At 67.5% G+C, this 16606-nt stretch carries 16 protein-coding genes; 10 read left to right on the top strand and 6 right to left on the bottom strand.

Features of this window, described 5'->3' with window-relative positions; genetic code table 11:
* Positions 1–24: 24 nt before the first annotated feature.
* The 3 genes from VMT65_RS22600 (at position 25) to VMT65_RS22590 (ending at position 3110) form a co-directional block, all read left to right on the top strand.
* Positions 25–1179, top strand: coding sequence for a glycosyltransferase family 4 protein (locus VMT65_RS22600; RefSeq protein WP_326310358.1), 1155 nt, complete (start codon positions 25–27; stop codon positions 1177–1179).
* Positions 1127–2191, top strand: a complete 1065-nt coding sequence (locus VMT65_RS22595) for a GDP-mannose 4,6-dehydratase (protein ID WP_442790292.1) — start codon at positions 1127–1129, stop codon at positions 2189–2191. The genes VMT65_RS22600 and VMT65_RS22595 overlap by 53 nt, the downstream gene beginning before the upstream one ends.
* 79 nt (positions 2192–2270) lie before the next feature.
* The gene (locus VMT65_RS22590; protein ID WP_326310356.1) at positions 2271–3110 is read left to right on the top strand and encodes a polysaccharide lyase; all 840 of its coding nucleotides are present in this window, start codon (positions 2271–2273) and stop codon (positions 3108–3110) included.
* A 20-nt stretch (positions 3111–3130) separates the two neighbouring features.
* On the opposite strand, the gene VMT65_RS22585 is transcribed toward VMT65_RS22590, so the two are convergent.
* On the bottom strand, positions 3131–4630 hold the full coding sequence (locus tag VMT65_RS22585) for a sugar transferase (RefSeq protein WP_326310355.1): 1500 nt from the start codon (positions 4628–4630) through the stop codon (positions 3131–3133).
* A 520-nt stretch (positions 4631–5150) separates the two neighbouring features.
* Between VMT65_RS22585 and VMT65_RS22580 the strand changes: the two genes are divergently transcribed.
* The 4 genes from VMT65_RS22580 to VMT65_RS22565 are packed head-to-tail and all read left to right on the top strand — an operon-like array spanning position 5151 to position 8888.
* On the top strand, positions 5151–6407 hold the full coding sequence (locus VMT65_RS22580) for a class I SAM-dependent methyltransferase (protein ID WP_326310354.1): 1257 nt from the start codon (positions 5151–5153) through the stop codon (positions 6405–6407).
* Positions 6408–6412: 5 nt separating this feature from the next.
* Positions 6413–7210: a sugar phosphate nucleotidyltransferase gene (locus VMT65_RS22575; RefSeq protein WP_326310353.1), complete on the top strand. Its 798-nt coding sequence runs from the start codon at positions 6413–6415 to the stop codon at positions 7208–7210.
* A complete protein-coding gene (locus tag VMT65_RS22570) occupies positions 7207–7857 on the top strand; it encodes a PIG-L deacetylase family protein (RefSeq protein WP_326310352.1) in 651 nt (216 codons plus the stop codon). Before VMT65_RS22575 ends, VMT65_RS22570 begins: the two co-directional genes overlap by 4 nt.
* Positions 7858–7859: 2 nt before the next feature.
* Positions 7860–8888: an NAD-dependent epimerase/dehydratase family protein gene (locus tag VMT65_RS22565; protein WP_326310351.1), complete on the top strand. Its 1029-nt coding sequence runs from the start codon at positions 7860–7862 to the stop codon at positions 8886–8888.
* Here VMT65_RS22565 and rfbC read toward each other — a convergent pair.
* Complete coding sequence (gene rfbC / locus VMT65_RS22560) at positions 8872–9441, bottom strand: dTDP-4-dehydrorhamnose 3,5-epimerase (protein ID WP_326310350.1); 570 nt, start codon at positions 9439–9441, stop codon at positions 8872–8874. The two genes, VMT65_RS22565 and rfbC, sit on opposite strands and share 17 nt — an antisense overlap.
* A 14-nt stretch (positions 9442–9455) precedes the next feature.
* Between rfbC and VMT65_RS22555 the strand changes: the two genes are divergently transcribed.
* Both VMT65_RS22555 and VMT65_RS22550 read left to right on the top strand, forming a co-directional pair.
* Positions 9456–10553 (top strand): methyltransferase domain-containing protein, encoded by a 1098-nt coding sequence (locus tag VMT65_RS22555; protein ID WP_326310349.1) that lies wholly within the window; start codon positions 9456–9458, stop codon positions 10551–10553.
* Positions 10554–10794: 241 nt separating this feature from the next.
* Entirely contained in the window at positions 10795–11418 is a 624-nt protein-coding gene (locus tag VMT65_RS22550) for an MspA family porin (RefSeq protein WP_326310348.1), read from the top strand.
* Positions 11419–11489: 71 nt separating this feature from the next.
* On the opposite strand, the gene VMT65_RS22545 is transcribed toward VMT65_RS22550, so the two are convergent.
* The 4 genes from VMT65_RS22545 to VMT65_RS22530 form a co-directional block, all read right to left on the bottom strand.
* On the bottom strand, positions 11490–12305 hold the full coding sequence (locus VMT65_RS22545; protein WP_326310347.1) for a glycosyltransferase family 2 protein: 816 nt from the start codon (positions 12303–12305) through the stop codon (positions 11490–11492).
* Positions 12306–13697 (bottom strand): polysaccharide pyruvyl transferase family protein, encoded by a 1392-nt coding sequence (locus VMT65_RS22540; protein ID WP_326310346.1) that lies wholly within the window; start codon positions 13695–13697, stop codon positions 12306–12308.
* A 141-nt stretch (positions 13698–13838) separates the two neighbouring features.
* Positions 13839–15515, bottom strand: a complete 1677-nt coding sequence (locus VMT65_RS22535) for a serine/threonine-protein kinase (RefSeq protein WP_326310345.1) — start codon at positions 15513–15515, stop codon at positions 13839–13841.
* 71 nt (positions 15516–15586) lie between these two features.
* Positions 15587–16129 carry a dihydrofolate reductase family protein gene (locus VMT65_RS22530; RefSeq protein ID WP_326310344.1) on the bottom strand — a complete coding sequence of 181 codons (543 nt, stop codon included), beginning with the start codon at positions 16127–16129 and terminating at the stop codon, positions 15587–15589.
* Between the two features lie 120 nt (positions 16130–16249).
* On the opposite strand from VMT65_RS22530, the gene VMT65_RS22525 reads away from it, so the two are divergent.
* Positions 16250–16606, top strand: a 357-nt coding sequence (locus VMT65_RS22525) for a hypothetical protein (protein ID WP_326310343.1), incomplete at its 3' end; no start/stop codon positions are given.

Raw genomic sequence — 16606 nt, 5'->3', positions numbered from 1 at the left:
CGTGGGGATGAGCGAGGAGCATCGGTGGGTCTGAACGTCGTCATGATCGCGACCTATCCCCTCGAACCGGGTCGGATCGTGGGCGGGATCGAGTCCGTGACGAGCACGCTGGTGCCCGCGTTGGCGGCGCGCGAGGAGATCGACTCGCTCACCGTGCTGCGGTTCCATACCGGGGAGACCACCGAGGTCTCGCGGCGCGAGGGTCCGAAGGTGGAGGTTCGATTCCTGCGCGGCCAGCGCCGTCTGGGCGTCGCCACCGGATCGTTCCTGGATGTCCGCCAGGCCCGCAAGATCCTGGCCGAACTGCGCCCGGATGTGGTGCACGCGCACGAGATCGGGCTGCGCGGCGATATCGCCACCCAGATCAGCGACAAGACGGTGGTCACCGTGCACGGGCTGATCCACCTCGAGACGCGGCTGCAGGCGCGGACCAGCCTCAAGGAGCGGGTGCGCTACTACCTGGTCGAGGCCATGGTGCGGCGAGTTCTGCGGCGCGCCAAGGCCGTCGTCTCCATCTCCGACTACGACGCGCGGGCATTGGGCGATCTGGTGCGCGGCGAGCACGTCAGCATTCCGAATCCGACGGCCCCGGAATTCTTCGCGCTGTCCCCCTCGGGCCCGACCGAACAGCGCATCCTGTTCGCAGGCGTGCTGTCACCACGCAAGAATCCGGAGGGCCTGCTGGCCGCGTTCGCCCTTGTGCTGCGCGAGGTTCCGAAGGCCAAGCTGGTCCTGGTCGGCCCGCAACCCGACCCCGAGTACGCCGCCGCGATTCGCGCGCAGGCCACCGAACTCGGACTCGACGACGCCATCGAATACGCGGGCATGGTCGACAACGACCGACTGCGCGCAGAGATCGCGCTGGCCCGCGCCGTGGTGCTGTTCTCCCACGAGGAGACCTCGCCGACCATCCTCGCCCAGGCCATGGCCGCCGGAAAGCCGGTGGTGGCCGCGCGGGTGGGCGGCATTCCGGAAATGGTGACCGACGGCGTCAACGGCTATCTGGTCGAGCCCGGCGATACGGCGGAATTCGCCGACCGCATGGTGAGCCTGCTCCAGAACCAGGACCGGGCCCTGGAATTCGGCGCGCAGGGCCACCTGATGGCCCTCGAGCGCTTCGAGCCCGATGCGGTCGCGCGCCGCACGGTCGAAACATATCTACGGGTCGCCGGGATGTAGAGGGCAGCCCAGAACTCAGCACGGGGGAGGCACCATGCCCGAAAATAATCACGAAATCGATTGGGCCGCAACATCCGTCCTGGTGACCGGAGGCGCGGGATTCATCGGCTCACACCTGGTCGAACTGCTCGTCGCGGCGGGTGCGCGGGTGACGGTGCTCGACACCTTCGCCTCCGGCAGCCGCGAGAACCTGGCCGCGGTCGCGGACGCGATCACGCTGCGCGAGACCGATATTCGCGAGCTGGACTGGGTCGAGTACCTGACCGAGCACCCGGCCGACGTCATCTTCCATCTCGCCGCCAATGCCTACGTGCCGCCCTCGGTGGCGGATCCGGCCTTCGACTGCGAGCTCAACTTCACCACCACCTTCCGCCTGCTGGACGCGCTGCGCGTGCTGAGCTGGCCCGGGCGCATGGTGTTCGCCTCCAGCGCGGCGGTGTACGGCAACTCGGTGCGCATTCCCATCAGCGAGAGCGATCCGACGGTCCCGATCTCGCCCTACGGGGTCGGAAAGCTCGCCGCCGAACGCTATCTCGCGGTGTTCGCCAATCTGTACGGGCTGCGCCTGGCCGCGGTCCGCTTCTTCTCCGCGTTCGGCCCGCGCCAGCGCAAACAGGTGGTGTTCGACCTGCTCGCCAAGATCGACCGCGATCACGAGCACCTGTTCATCCACGGCGACGGCACCCAGGTGCGCGACTTCCTCTTCGTCGAGGACGCCGCCCACTCGGCCATGATCGTGGCCGCCAATTCGCCACTGCGCGGTGAGGCCTACAACGTGGGCGCGGGCCGCGAATACACCATCGACCAGCTGGCCAAGTCGCTGTGCGAGATCACCGGCACCAGCCCGGCCTTCGAGTACAGCGGGTCCAATCGCCCCGGCGATCCGGAGAAGCTGGTGGTCGACATCTCCCGCCTGCGCGCCATCGGCTACGAGCCGCGCGTCGATTTCGATCAGGGCTTGACCCGGACTGTAGCCTGGTACGAGTCTTTGACCGGAGCAACCTGGCGGTGAGCGCTCGATGGGCGAAAGCCGCTCCTCCCCAACGCTATCCATTCGCGTGCTGAGCGCACGCCCAGGTAGGAGTTCTCGGTTGAGCTTGGCAACCGCCGTCGGCGCCGCCCTCATGTCCCTCATCACCGCCTGCGCCCCGGCACACACCGCACTGGGGTCCGAACCGTTCGTCGGCGACTTCGAGACCGGCAATTTCGACCAGTGGGCGCAATGCCAGAACGTGGTGCTACCGAGCGTGCCGTGCGTGAAGTTCCATATCGCCAACGACCGCATGCAGGTGGAGTCGACGGTGGTGCGGCAGGGCCGCTTCGCCGCCCGGTTCGAACTGCATCAGAACGATGTGCCGTTCGGGCTGTGCTGTGGGGCGCGCGCGGAGGTGAGCGGGGAGGAATTGACCCGGGCCGACGAAGGCGACGAGCGCTGGTATCAGTGGAGCACCCGCTTCCAGGCGGGTTTCCCGGCGTCGCAGGGGTGGACGGTGTTGTCGCAGTGGCATGCCGATCAGGACGGGCCGCCGCCGCTGGCCATCGCCTCGGGGCCGACCAATGTCGCGGTGGACCGTTGGGGCGTGGTGGTTTCCACCTGGAATGCCCCCGGCAATCCGGGCAAGACGTACACGCCGTGGAGCGCGCCGATCGTCCCGGACGTGTGGACCGACATCAAGCTGCACATCAAGTGGTCGGCGCACGACAACATCGGATTCATCGAACTGTGGATCGGCGGCGTGCCGCAGGTGTTCGACGCCGCGCCGTGCCCGGGCCAAACCCGTTGCATGGTGCGGACTCTCATGCCGGGCGGCGGTGGCATCTACTTCAAGCAGGGCTACTACCGCGATCCGACGATCGCACCGACGGGCGTGGTGTATCACGACGGATTCTCGATGGCGCCGACCGAGGCCGGGCTCGCGCCACTGTCCTAGCTCAGGTGGCGTCGTATAGCTCAGACGGCGTTGTGGCGCTTGGCTCCGATCATCTTGGCGATCAAGGACAGATCCAGAATCGTGGACCAGTTCTCCACATAGGACAGATCCAGCCGCATGACATCCTCGGGCGTCATGCGCGCCCCGCCGCCCGCATGCCACAGCCCGGTCATCCCGGGCCGGACCAGCAGCGTCCGGCGCATGATCCCGTCGTAGGCATCCACCACGCGCCGCACCTGGGGACGCGGCCCCACAATGCTCATCTCGCCACGCAGCACATTGAAGAACTCCGGCAGCTCGTCGAGATTGTATTTCCGGATCAACCTACCGACCGCGGTCAGGCGCGGGTCATCCCCGGACCGCCTGTCCACCACCGGATCCCGGCCCTCGAGCAGCGCGTCGAGGTGCGGTCCGGGCTCGGCGTACATGCTGCGGAACTTGATCAGCCGGAAGGGCCGCCCGTCGCGCCCGATGCGCTCGGACAGCTGGAACACCGGGCCGCGGCTCTCCAGCTTGACCGCCAGGGCGATGGCGCACAGCGCGGGCGCGATGAGGAACAGCGCCGCGACGGCGAAGCAGAAGTCGAACAGCCCCTTGCGAATCGACTTGGCGCGATCGTATTGCGGCTTCTCCACGTGCAGCATCGGCAGATCGGCCACGACCCGGTGGGTGAGCCGGGTCCCCGCGATGTCGACCAGGCCGGGTAGCACGATCAGTTCCGCGCCCAATTCGTCCAGTTCCCAGGCCATTCGGCGGAAGTCGGCCGGGCCGAGACTCTCGGTGGCGGTCACCGCGACGGTGTCCGCGCCGGTGCGACGGACCGCGTCGATGACGACGTAATCGCTTGCCACCACCGGGATCTCGCGACCGCCGACCGACAGCACCCGATCGCCGAGCGCGCCCTCGTCCCGGGTGCAGACGCCGATCACCTGAAAGCCGGAGCGCGGATCGCGGGTGAACGCGTCCACCATGGTCCGCGCGGCCTCGGGGGTGCCGACCACCAGCATGGCCGTCCGGTACTCCCCCCGCGCCCGCTGGCCCGCGACATAGCGCCGCCACAGTCGCCGCTCGAGCACCAACCCGAGCATGCCCAGCGGCAGGGCGATGGCCAGGTAGCCGCGCGCCAGATCGATACCGAGAAGTAGCGAGACGATAGCGATACCGCCGAACAGCTTCAGGGTGGCCGCCACGACCCGCCGGTATTCCTCTGTGCCGCTGCCGATTACGCGGGGTGAACGGGTGCCGCTGAGGGTCAGCACCACCAACCAGGTCAGCACCAGCACCACCCAGACCACCGGGTATCGGATGTCCAGGGGAATTCGGGCGGTGAGCCGCGCACCGGAATCGCCGCCGAAACGAATCAATTGCGCGATGCCGACGGCGAACACCAGAACGAGAAAATCGCTGAAAAATAGCCGCCGCGCGTAGTCGGCCTGCCACCGCTCACGATCGGAGCGCGGTTCGGGCCGTGGCGGGCGATACGCGCGCAGCGCGCGACCGGCGGAAATCTCGAAACTCATGAAACGAACGCACCTCCCCCACGGGAGAACTCGGTTCCGATCCCCACTGATCAGTACGCAGAACGGGCTGACGCCGGTTTCCCAAGGGCTTTCAGGACCATGACAACCGATGCGGCCACCGAATGTTTCGGCCACCAGATGCCGAATGTTACACATCGAAGCCGCCGCGAAGGCCCAATCCCGCACGGCCCCAGACTTTTCCCAAAATTAACGGACGAACCGGGCCCCGTACCCGAATCTCCTCCCCCAATTACCCCCTAATCGCAACTTCGCAGGTTGTGCCGCCCCTGGTAGAAGGAGTGTGCTGTTCTAAACCCTTGCGTTGCAAGACTCTCGGGTTTGCCAAACGTACACCGGATTCTGCGGGTCGCAGAAATTCGCCTGTTTTGGCACTGTTCGTCACCCTCGCGACACCCCGAGCACGATCAGAACTGTTGTAACGTAATCCCGAACCGAGCCGACCTGTGGTCGTGGGGCGCTGCGCGGGCAGCGTCGGTCTCGGCGAAAGGTGGGGAACTCCGTGCATTGCCGTCTGTGTGGCTCCGAAACGCTCATCAGCGTCCTCGATCTCGGAGCCACCCCGCCCTGCGAGAAATTTCTCACGGCCGACGAACTGGATCTGCCGGAACCGACATATCCGCTGCACCTGAGGCTGTGCCAGAACTGCCTGCTGCTCCAGATTCCGGCGCTCATCACGCCGGAGGAGACTTTCACCGAGTATGCCTACTTTTCGTCGTTTTCCGACAGCTGGGTCCGACACGCGAAACTCTTTGTGGATCAGGCAATCTCGCAGCTACATCTGAACGATAGCAGTTTCATTGTCGAGGTGGCGAGCAACGACGGCTACCTGCTCCAGCACGCGGTGGCCGCGGGCATCCCGTGCCTGGGCATCGAGCCGTCGGTGAATGTCGGTGCGGCAGCACGGGACAAGGGCGTGCCCACCGAGACCGCCTTCCTCGACGAGGAACTCGCCGCCCGGGTGCGCGCCGAGCACGGGCCCGCGAATCTGGTGGTGGCCAACAATGTCTACGCCCACATCCCCGATCTGCTGGGCTTCACCCGCTCGCTGCGCGGACTGCTGGCCGACGACGGCTGGCTCTCGATCGAGGTGCACCACGCGCTGAACCTGGTGGCGCTGGCCCAATTCGACACCATCTATCACGAGCACTTCCAGTACTACACCCTGCTGTCGGCGCAGCGGGCCCTGGCCACCGCCGGGCTCGAGGTCGTGGACTGCGAACTGATCGGCACGCACGGCGGTTCGCTGCGCGTATGGGCGCGACCGCAGGGTGCGGGCGCGCCGACCGAGCGGGTCGCCGAGGTCTTGAAACTGGAGGCCGACGCGGGTCTGCACGAGGTCGCCGGCTACCTCGAACTGCGCCCCGACACCGAGCGGGTGCGCCAGGACCTGCTGCGGTTCCTGTTGGAGGCCAAGGCATCCGGCAAGCGCGTGGTCGGGTACGGCGCGCCGGGCAAGGGCAATACCCTGCTCAACTACTGCGGCATCCGCACCGATCTGCTCGAGTACACCGTGGACCGAAACCCCTACAAGCACGGGCGATTCACACCGGGCACCCGGATCCCGATACACGAACCGGAGCGGATCGACGCCGACCGCCCGGACGTGGTGCTGGTCCTGCCGTGGAACCTGGAACGGGAGATCACCGCCCAGCTGCGCCACGTCACCGAATGGGGCGGCGAACTCGTCTACCCCCTCCCCCATCTTCATCATGCGACGTTCGACGATGCCGCCGCATCCGTTCAGGTTGAGAGGTAAGCGAAGTGAAGGTCGTTCTGTTCTGCGGCGGCTACGGCATGCGCATGCGCAACGGCAGCGAGGACGTCATCCCCAAGCCCATGCAGATGGTGGGCCCGCGCCCGCTGATCTGGCATGTCATGCGCTACTACGCGCATTTCGGGCACAAGGACTTCGTGCTGTGCCTGGGCTACGGGGCCGCCCACATCAAGAACTTCTTCCTGACCTATCAGGAGTCGGTGTCCAACGACTTCGTGATCCGGGGCGGCAAGGTCGAGATGCTGCAGTCCGATATCAGCGACTGGACCATCACCTTCGTCGACACGGGTTTCGAATCGCCCATCGGTGAGCGGCTGCGCCGGGTGCGCGACCACCTCGACGGTGAACCGTACTTCCTGGCCAACTACGCCGACGTGCTCACCGATGCCCCGCTCGACGAAATGATCGAGCAGTTCCAGGCTTCCGGGGCCGCGGCATCGATGATGATCGTGCCGCCGCAGTCCTCGTTCCACTGCGTGGACGTGAACTCGGTGGGCGAGGTCAAGAACATCACGCCGGTCTCGAAGCTGCCGATCTGGGAGAACGGCGGCTATTTCGTGCTCACCCCGGAGGTCTTCGACCATCTGCCGCCCGGCGGGGATCTGGTGGAGGACGCCTGTGGCGCGCTGGCCGCGCAGGGGCGGTTGTTCGGGTATCAGCATCACGGTTTCTGGAAGCCCGCCGACACCTTCAAGGAGCGCGCGGAACTGGATGCCGGGTATCAGCAGGGCGATCGGCCGTGGATGGTGTGGGAGCGGGACACCGCGGGTGAACGCACCGCATGATCCGACTCGACACCGGCGCGATCACCGAGATCGCGCTTCTGGCAGCCCATTGCGATGATCTCGCCATCGGTCTGGGCGGGACGCTGCTGACGCTCGCCGATTCCGTTCCGGGGCTTCGGGTCCGGGCGCTGATCCTGACCGGCGCGGGCACCGAGCGGGAGGGCGAGGAGCGGGCCGCGCTCGAATCCTTCTGTCCGGGAGCGGATCTGGATGTGCGCGTCCTGGACCTGCCCGACGGCCGCACGCCCGTGCACTGGGAGCGCGCCAAGGAAGCGGTGGGCGAGCTGCGTCGCGGTGGCGACCCCCAGGTGGTGTTCGCGCCGCAGCGCGACGACGCCCATCAGGATCACCGGCTGCTGGCCGAGTTGGCCCCCACCGAGTTTCGCGACCACCTGATCCTCGGCTACGAGATCCTCAAGTGGGAGAACGATACTCCGCGGCCGTCGCTGTTCCATCCGCTGTCGGAGGTCGTCGCGCGGCGCAAGGCCGAGCTGTTGATGAAACACTATCCGTCGCAACGGGATCACGACTGGTTCGACGAGGAGTCGTTCCTGGGGCTGTGTCGATTGCGCGGGGTGCAGTGCCGCGCCCGCTACGCCGAGGCGTTCCTGGTCGAGAAGGCCACCATCACTTTCGGAGGTGCATAGTCATGCGCGTGCTCGTCACCGGGCATCAGGGGTATCTGGGCACCGTCATGGTGCCGCTGCTACAGCGGGCCGGTCACGACGTGACCGGCCTGGACACCGGGTATTTCGCCGAATGCGTGCTGGGTGCGGCCCCGCCCGCGCCGCCGAGCATCGACGTGGACCTGCGCGACGTGACCGTCGAGCAGCTGGCCGGATTCGACGCGGTCGTGCATCTGGCGGCGCTGTCGAACGATCCGCTGGGCGCGCTCGCCCCGCAGATCACCTATGACATCAATCATCACGCCTCGGTGCGGCTCGCGCGGCTGGCCAAGGAGGCCGGGGTGCGCCGATTCCTCTACGCCTCCACGTGTTCGGTGTACGGGGCGGCCGGGGATGGTCTGGTGACCGAGGACGCTCCGCTGCGTCCGCTCACCCCCTACGCCGAGTCCAAGGTTCGGGTGGAGGACGATGTGGCCGCCATCGCCGACTCCGGCTTCTCCCCCGTTTTCCTGCGCAATGCCACCGCGTTCGGGTTCTCCCCGCGGCTGCGCGCCGATATCGTGCTCAACAATCTGGTCGGGTACGCGGTGCTCACCGGCGAGGTGAAGGTGCTCTCCGACGGCACGCCGTGGCGGCCGCTGGTGCACGCCCAGGACATCGCGCAGGCGTTCGCCACCTGTCTGGAAGCGCCCATCGAGGCCATTCACTGCCGCGCCTACAACGTCGGCACCGAGGCCAACAATCTCACCGTGGCGCAGATCGCGCAGGCGGTGGTCGACGTGGTCCCGGAATCCACGTTGGCCATCACCGGCGAGAGCGGCGCGGACCCGCGCTCCTACCGGGTCGACTTCGGTTATGCCCGAAAGGAATTGGGTTTCGAGGCGCGGTGGAGCATTCCCGACGGCGCGGCGGAGCTGTATCGCGAGTACACCGCGCGCGGGCTCACCTCCGAGGCGTTCTTCCAGCGGTTCACGCGGCTGGCGCATTTGACGTCGCTGAAGCAGGCCGGGGTGCTCGATGACGAGCTGCGTCGGGTCAGGAGCGGGGTGTGAGGTGAAGGGCGGCGAGCAGCTCACGCCACGAGCCCGCGCCCGCATCGCGCTGCGACACCACGGTGACCGGCCGCGGCCAGGCGATGGCCAGCTCCGGGTCGTCGAACGCGACGCCCAGGTCCTCGGCCGGATCGTGCGGGCGGTCGATGCGGTAGCAGACGTCGGCGATCTCGGTCAGCGCCTGGAAGCCGTGCAGGAAGCCCGGCGGGACGTAGAGGTGGCGGAAGTCGGTGTCGTCCAGCAGGAATGCCTGCTGGCGGCCGAAGGTCGGCGAGTCCGGGCGGATGTCGACCAGGACGTCGTGGACCGCGCCGTGCGCGCAGCGCACCAGTTTGGCCTCCCCGCGCCCGGACCGGCCGTGCATGCCGCGCACCACGCCCTGGATCGAGCGCGACTGGGAGTCCTGCACGAAGGTCGCGGACAGGCCGGGCGTGCCGAGATGGGCGTCGAACTCCTCGGCGTCGAAGGTCCGGGTGAACAGGCCGCGGTCGTCGCGGTGAGGCTGCGGGGTCAGGAGCAGGACGTCGGCGAGGGCGGTCTCTTCGATGCGCACCGGGTCATCGTGCCATGAGCGGCGAACCGTTGTACCGGTGTCGCGGCTGCGGGCTGGGACCGCTGGTGCGGGTGCTGGATCTCGGGAAAATGCCTGCGGCGGACGACTTTCCGAGTCTGGAGTCGGCGCGCGAACGGGACGAGGCCACGCACGGGCTGGCCATGGACCTGTGTGCCATGTGCGGGCTGGCGCAGTTGGCCGAGGACGATACGGTGACCGCGGAGCCGCGCGGTGTGGAACCGCAGGCGCTGCGTGATCAGGCCGCCGACGCGGTGGCGCGGGTCGCGGCGGGCGGATGGCTGCCGGGCGGCGGCACGGTGCGCGAGTTCGGGAGTCCACACGGCGGCAGTTGGCTGCCGCTACTGACCGAGCGCGGCTACACGGTCACCGAGCGGCCCGCGGATGTGGTGATCGACTGCTTCGGCATCATGCACGAGCCGCATCAGCGGGTGGCCTTCGCGCAGCGGGCCGCGGCCGTCGCGCCGGGCGGGGTGTTGCTGCTGCAGTTCCATTCGCTGCATGCGATCGTGCGGCAGGGGCAGTGGAACGCGCTGCGGCACGGGCATTTCGCGTACTACTCTATGGCGGCATTGCAGGCGCTGCTGCGGTCGGCGGGGCTGGTCGCGGTCACCGCGTGGGAGTTCTCGCTGTATGGCGGAACGGTATTGGTGGCGGCGGTGCACGCGCCCGCCGAGGCCGATCCGTCGATCGCCCGCATTCGCGCGGCGGAGTCCGCCGTCGCGGATCCGGCCGTGGTGCGCGGACTGCAGCAGGCCGCCGACGCGCAGGCCGGGGCGCTGCGGCGCTGGCTGGAGGCCGAAAGCGCCTCCGGCCGGACGGTTTACGCCTACGGCGCGGCCTCGCGCGCGGTGGCGCTGTTGCATCTCGCGGGTGCGCATCGCGGCCTGCTGGCGGGGGTCGCCGACGCGTCCCCGGGCAAGCAGGGCCGCCGCATGCCCGGCACCGACATCCCGATTCTGTCTCCGGCCGAACTCGTTGCCGCGCAGCCCGATCGGGTTTTCCTGACCCTTCCCGATCTGTTGCCGGAGGTCTCGTCCCGGTGGCCCGAGCTGGATGGGAGGTGGATTGTCGAAGTGCCCGAACCACTATGAACGCCAGCAACCTTCGCCCGGCCGCGACATGGGTCCGCCGAGCGCGCAACTCGTCGGACTGTGATACCGATCATGCGATTGCGGCCACACGCAGGGGAATTGAGTGGGATAGTCTCAGCGTGGGGTCGATCACGACCGAGGGGGACGGGGGGAAGTACACCCGTGTCCCGAGCACACAGGGGAATCATCAAGCACGCGTAGACATTACGCAGCTACATCTGATGAGGGAATGGGATTTATCATGCGCAACACCAAGACTGCGCTTTCGCGCACCGCCGTCGTGGCGGCCGCGGGCACCATCGGCCTCGTGCTGAGCGGCGGCACCGGTGCCGCCGCCGTGGATGCCACCAATCAGATCGTCGACCAGAAGGGTCGCACCGTTCAGGCCATCTCGGCCGACACCCGCATCGACTGGGTGCCGCCGCTGGACGGGAACCCGCTCACCCGCGAGTGGTTCCACAGCGGCAAGGCCTGCTTCAAGGTGGATCTGCCCGAGGGTGATTCGTGGAACGGCCACATCACCATCGGCTACCAGGTCGGCTACCCGGCCACCCTGTCGGGCAAGATCTCCTTCCAGTACCAGACCCCGGGCCTGGAGCTGGAGATCGGCAACGACGCCAAGGCCGATGTCTTCAATCTGATTCCGACCCTGGGCATTCAGCTCGACGTCGGCTTCGGTCCCGGCATCCAGTCCGTCGACGCCGCCGGTGGCGACATCTCCGGTACCGACGGCTGCATCACCATGTCCGGCTTCCACGGCACCGTCACCGGCGTCCTCGGCACCACCACCATCCGCCCCTTCGTGCGGCTGGTGAGCGGCAGCGGCGACACCGTCGTCGCGTACGGACCGCTGTCGAGCATCTGATCGATCGGGTCCGGGCGGACACCGCGCCTCGGCGGCCGCCCGGATCCGTTCAGTTGATGGACTGCCGCCGATCAGCGGGATATTTCAGGGCGACGGCGGGCAGCGGCCGTGCCTCGAACGCGGTCGGCGGCGGCGCGGGCCAGTCGCCAATCACCGCCGAAAACTGCTGCGCGACCCACATATTGGGGGTATTCCGCGCCCAAACGGTGGTGGAAGCGCAGCATTTCGGTGAGCGCGGCGGTCGATGGGGTGGTATCGGAATCGCGTTGGGCGGTGAGGGTTTCGGGCATGCCATAGAAGTGGCCGAAGACGCAGACGCGGGCGAAGAGGTCCAGGTCGAGGGGTGAGCCGGGGTTGCCGCGGAAGCCGCCTACGCGGTCGAAGTCCTGGCGGCGGAAGACGGCGGCGGAGGTGGGGCCGAAATCGGCGGGGCCGCGGTGGATGAGGGCGCGCATGAGGGTGCGGGCGTCGCGGCGGCCGAGGAGGTTCGTCAGGCCGAGGTCGGTGGCCTGGACCGCGCCGTGGTCGTCGATGATCTGAAACTTGGCCGAGCACAAGGCGATTCCATTGTCGCCCATGACTTCCAGCTGTCGGTTCAGCGCGCCCGGGAGCAGAATGTCGCCGGGGCGGACCACCTTCACGAAGCGGCCGCGGCTCAGCGAGATGGCCTTGTTCCAGTTCTCGCCGAGCGGTAGGGACTCGACATTGCGGTGCACGCGCACACGTTTGTCGTCGAAGGATTTCGCGATCACGCCGGTGTCGTCGGTGCTGGCATTGTCCAGCACGATGATCTCCGCGTCGGTGTCCTGGTCCAGGATCGAACGCAGGGTCGGCTCCAGGGCCCGCCCGGCGTCTCGGGCGGGCACGCACACCGAAAGGGTCTTCATTCAATCCCCCTGACGTGGTTCGGCAACTGTCACCGGACCGGCCTCACCTCCCGCCACCAGCCCGGCTACCCGATCCAGACCGGCGCGACCGGCGTCGATCTGCTCAACCGCCCTCTGCTGCAGCGTATCCCGCACCTCGGGCGCGGACTCCCACAACTGTCGAACCGCACGTGTCAATTCGGCATCGAGGTTGTCCACGTCCAGGTGCACGATCCGCAGTCCGGCGTCGGCGGTCGCGGAGTCGAATGCGTCGGCCAATCCATGGAATTTGTCGTCGTAGTACCGCGACGCCGTTACAGCCACGGCCGGAATGCCCTGGGAGAGGGCGAAAAGCGCGAGGTGGTAGGCGCTGGTGACCACGACCCGGCAGCGCGCGACCTGGCGCACGAGATCCTGGGCGGTGCCCGTGCGGGCGAGGGCGGGGCGGGTTCGGGTCGCGTCCGCCAGCAGCGGCAGGGTGTGGCGGCGGTCCTCGTCCTCGTGCTCGGACACGATGAGTGGGGCCAGGGCGACGTCCAGGTCGCCGGCCTCGCGGCGCAGCACGGTGGTGAGGGTGTCGCGGGCCGCGTCGCTTACCTTGGACTTCTTCGAAATACGCAGGCAGACACCGAGATCCGCGCCGATCGCGGATCGGCGTACACGGTAGGCGAATTCGACCGCGTCGTCGCCGGTGACCAGGATGCGGTCCGCGGGGACACCGAGTTCGGCCAGCAGCGCGGGACCGTAGCGGCCCTCACGGACGGCGATGAGGTCCACGTCCGGCAGCACCTCGGCGGCACGGCGGCGCAGCTCCGGGTCGTGTATCGGGCCCAAGCCCTGCCCGGTCATGACATTCGGAATGCCGTGGTGCTGGGCGGCTTCCAGCAGATTGAGGGTGCGGTGCGCTTGGCGTGGATCGACATCGGTGAGATAGCTGCCGCCCAGGGCGACGACCAGGTCCGACGCCGCGAGGGCGGCGGGGACGGGCGGCAGATCGAGGCCGGTCGGTGCGGGCCGAAGGTCGCGCAGGGTCAGCCGGTGCACCTCCCGGCGGGCGCGGTCGGTGGCGTCGCGCAGATGGCGTTTCGGCATGTCGGTCATGGCTCGCCATTGCAGTGCGGCCGGACCGATGAGATGGACACCCGCCTGCTCGTCCATCATTCCCGCGAGACCGCTTCTGCCCCAATGCCCGCCGGTGCGCGACACCACGGGTTCCACCTGGGGCAGCAGCCCGCGCAATACCCGGGGCTCATCGGTGAGCATCCCGATGCGGGCGCGCGGCCAGCGTTCCCGCAATCGCTCGACGGTGATCGCCATCATGGCGATATCCCCGCGATTGTGTAATCGATACTCGCCGTTCTCGACGAGTATTTTGAATGTCCCGGCACTTACCCCCGCGCCAGAATTCCCCACGCTCGATTCCTTCCGACGCCCGGCTCCGAGCAGTCCGCAGGGCAATCTATCGCACGTCCAGTTCTTGCGCTAGCCGGGTAATTCGAGCGTCGGCGTATGAAATCCGTTTGTGCTCCAGATCATCCGAGGTGGTCGGTTCGGTCAGCCGGAGAGGCCCGGAATGGTCAGCTTGCTGCACAGCCAGCGGCCATCGGTGTAATCCATGGCCATCGGGAAGGTCTGGGTGCGCTGGTTGGTGTCCTTGCCGTCCTTGGTGTCGACCAGATCGAAGCTCGCGGTGAATTCGTAATGCGTGCCGCTGCCCGAGGTAACGGTGCATTTGCCGCCGGTGGAGCGGGTGTGGTCGCCGGACTCCAGCGCCACCCGAAGGATCGGCATCAAGGTCGACAGCGTGCCCTTCCAGGTCCCGGTGGCCCCGTCCTCGACCTTGGTCTGCCAGGCGTCGCCATCGCTGTAGTCGTAGGTCTCCACCAGTTGGCCGTAATCGCAGGCGGCCTTCGTAGCGGCGGCCTGGGAGGCGTCGGCGGGGACGGGCGTCTGGCCGCTGGAATCGGTGACGGAGCTGGAACCGGTGACCGAGCTGGAATCGCCGAAATGCAGTGCGCCGGTGCCGAATGCGGTGCTGACGCCACCGGCCACGACGAGGACCGCGGCGAAGGCGGCGATCAAGGGTTTGCGGGTGCGGCGGGGCGGGGGCGGCGGGGCGTCGACGGGGCGCGGCCCACTGCCAAGCGGGCCGTACGCCGGTGGGGCGACGAGCTCATGCGGTTGCGAGGTGAACTGGTGTGGCTGGGAATCGAATGGGGAGGCGGAAAATCCGGCCGCGTTGACCTGCGTCGGGGCCGTCCATGACGGCGGGCGCTGGGTGGTCATGCTGGGTTTGGTCGTCGCGCCGGTGAATTTGCTCGGATCCAAGCCCATTCGCGCCTGCGGTTGCGCGGCTTCCTCGTGCCGGATCCACGGCCCTGCGGTGGCGGGCGTCGCCGTGAGGGCCTGCTGGGCCGCGGCGGCCAGTTCACCGCAGCTGCCGAAGCGCTGGTCCCGGTTCTTGGCCAAGGCCCGGGCGATGACCTGGTCGAAGGCCTGGGGCACAGCGGGATTCACCTGGCTCGGGCGTGGGATCTCCGCGCTCAGGTGTGCGGCCACCAGTTGGGCCGTGGTCTCGCCCGGGTACGGCAACTGGCCCGTGAGCATGTGAAAGAGCGTGCAGCCCAAGGCGTACACGTCGGCGCGGTGGTCGGTGTCGGTGCGTAGCTCGAACTGCTCCGGCGCGGCGTATTGGAAGCTCGCGTACATCTCCCCGGTCCGGGTGAGCGCGCTGGTGTGGTCCACGGCCTTCGCAATCCCGAAGTCCGCCAGATACACCCGCTGATCCGGCCCCCACGCCAGCAGGATGTTCGCCGGTTTCACGTCGCGGTGCAGCACGCCCGCCCGATGCGCGTGGTCCAACGCCCGCGCGGTCTCCCCGATGATCCGCACCGCGTAGTCGGGCCGCAGCGGGCCGTCGCGCAGCACTGCCGACACGTCGGTTCCCTCGATGTACTGCATGGCCATCCACAGCCGATGCTCGTCATTGCCCCGCGCGTACACCGCGACGATATTCGGATGCGAAAGCCGCGCAGCCGTATCCGCCTCCCGCAGAAACCGCGCCCGGACCTCCGGGTCATCGGCCTTCGCCGCCGCCAACAGCTTCAACGCCACCGGCCGCGGCAGGTCCCGATCCTGGGCGAGATACACCTCCCCCATCCCGCCCACGCCGAGCAGCCGCTCCACGGTATAGCCCGCGAATACCTGCCCCTGCGCGAGTGTCCGCCCCACAGCCTGCTACCTCCGACCCACGTCGTGCTCGCCGCTCACCGTAACGCAGATCCCAAATCCGAGCGCCCCCGTTAACCGCGCCCCTCGACGGCAAACCGCAAATCGGTAATCTGCCCCACCCCATCCCCACCGATCTTCCGCAACGGCGCCGGTCCGCCACTCCCGAACAACCGCACCCCGGCCCCGAGCAACACCGGCACCACATGCAACACAACCTCATCCACCAGGCCCGCCTCGAGGCATTGCTGCGACAAGCTCGCCCCGAGCACCGCCACATCGCCCTCCCCGGCCGCGGCCTTCGCCCTTGCGACCGCGTCCTCGATTCCGTCGGACAAGAACGTCACATTCGGATCATCCGGCACGTCATTCGCCCGATGAGTCAGCACGAACACCGGCCCCGCCCACATTCCCCCGTACAACTTCCGTTCCCCATCGTCGGGCCGATTCCCAAGGTCGTACCCCCTTCGCCCTGACAACACAGCCCCGAGCCGCTGCATGGTCTCCATCCCGAGACTCCCCGCCGCTCCATAACCGAACATCCACTCTGTGGAGTCATCCTCCGGCGCGATGAATCCATCCAACGACATGGTCGTATGCAACAAAACTTTCGTCATGAAAACCCAGACGGCCGCATCTCCCGAAACTCATCGCAGGGCGACCAGTTTTTCTGAAATGCCTTATGTAACAATGGAATTCGTCTATCGCTGAGATCATGAAAGCGGTAGAATTAGCACATGGATTCGAACGGGGTGACATTCGAGAACTGCGGGATCACCGAACTGGGGGCCGCGGTCGAAGCCGTGTCGAATTCGGTCCGGCACGGTCGCCTCGAGTTCTCCAATACCGAGGTCGTGGCCTTGATGCAGCAGCTGGAAACCTCCATCCGTCGACTGTCGGCGCTGGATTCGAAGCTGATCATCGAAGCCCACGAACGCGCCCTGCCCGAGGAAAGTGGCGCGGGCAAGCTGATTCCGTTCCTGCGCCGCACCCTCGGTTTGTCGGCCCACGACGCGTCGGTGCGAGTGAAGATCACCCACGAATGCGGTGAGTTCCGGCAGCCGACCGGGCACCTGAGTCCGGCGAACCTGCCC

Source organism: Nocardia sp. CDC153, from assembly GCF_035818515.1.
In the GTDB taxonomy this organism is placed as follows: domain Bacteria; phylum Actinomycetota; class Actinomycetes; order Mycobacteriales; family Mycobacteriaceae; genus Nocardia.
Note: the sequence above shows the minus strand (reverse complement) of the source record. Positions and strands in the feature narration are given on the sequence as shown.

Excerpts from the sequence above, each read along its gene's own strand:
- VMT65_RS22595 (WP_442790292.1), top strand. The coding sequence starts at position 1,127 with ATGCGGTCGCGCGCCGCACGGTCGAAACATATCTACGGGTCGCCGGGA.
- VMT65_RS22585 (WP_326310355.1), bottom strand. The coding sequence starts at position 4,630 with ATGAGTTTCGAGATTTCCGCCGGTCGCGCGCTGCGCGCGTATCGCCCG.
- VMT65_RS22570 (WP_326310352.1), top strand. The coding sequence starts at position 7,207 with ATGATCCGACTCGACACCGGCGCGATCACCGAGATCGCGCTTCTGGCA.
- VMT65_RS22565 (WP_326310351.1), top strand. The coding sequence starts at position 7,860 with ATGCGCGTGCTCGTCACCGGGCATCAGGGGTATCTGGGCACCGTCATG.
- VMT65_RS22555 (WP_326310349.1), top strand. The coding sequence starts at position 9,456 with ATGAGCGGCGAACCGTTGTACCGGTGTCGCGGCTGCGGGCTGGGACCG.
- VMT65_RS22550 (WP_326310348.1), top strand. The coding sequence starts at position 10,795 with ATGCGCAACACCAAGACTGCGCTTTCGCGCACCGCCGTCGTGGCGGCC.
- VMT65_RS22545 (WP_326310347.1), bottom strand. The coding sequence starts at position 12,305 with ATGAAGACCCTTTCGGTGTGCGTGCCCGCCCGAGACGCCGGGCGGGCC.
- VMT65_RS22530 (WP_326310344.1), bottom strand. The coding sequence starts at position 16,129 with ATGACGAAAGTTTTGTTGCATACGACCATGTCGTTGGATGGATTCATC.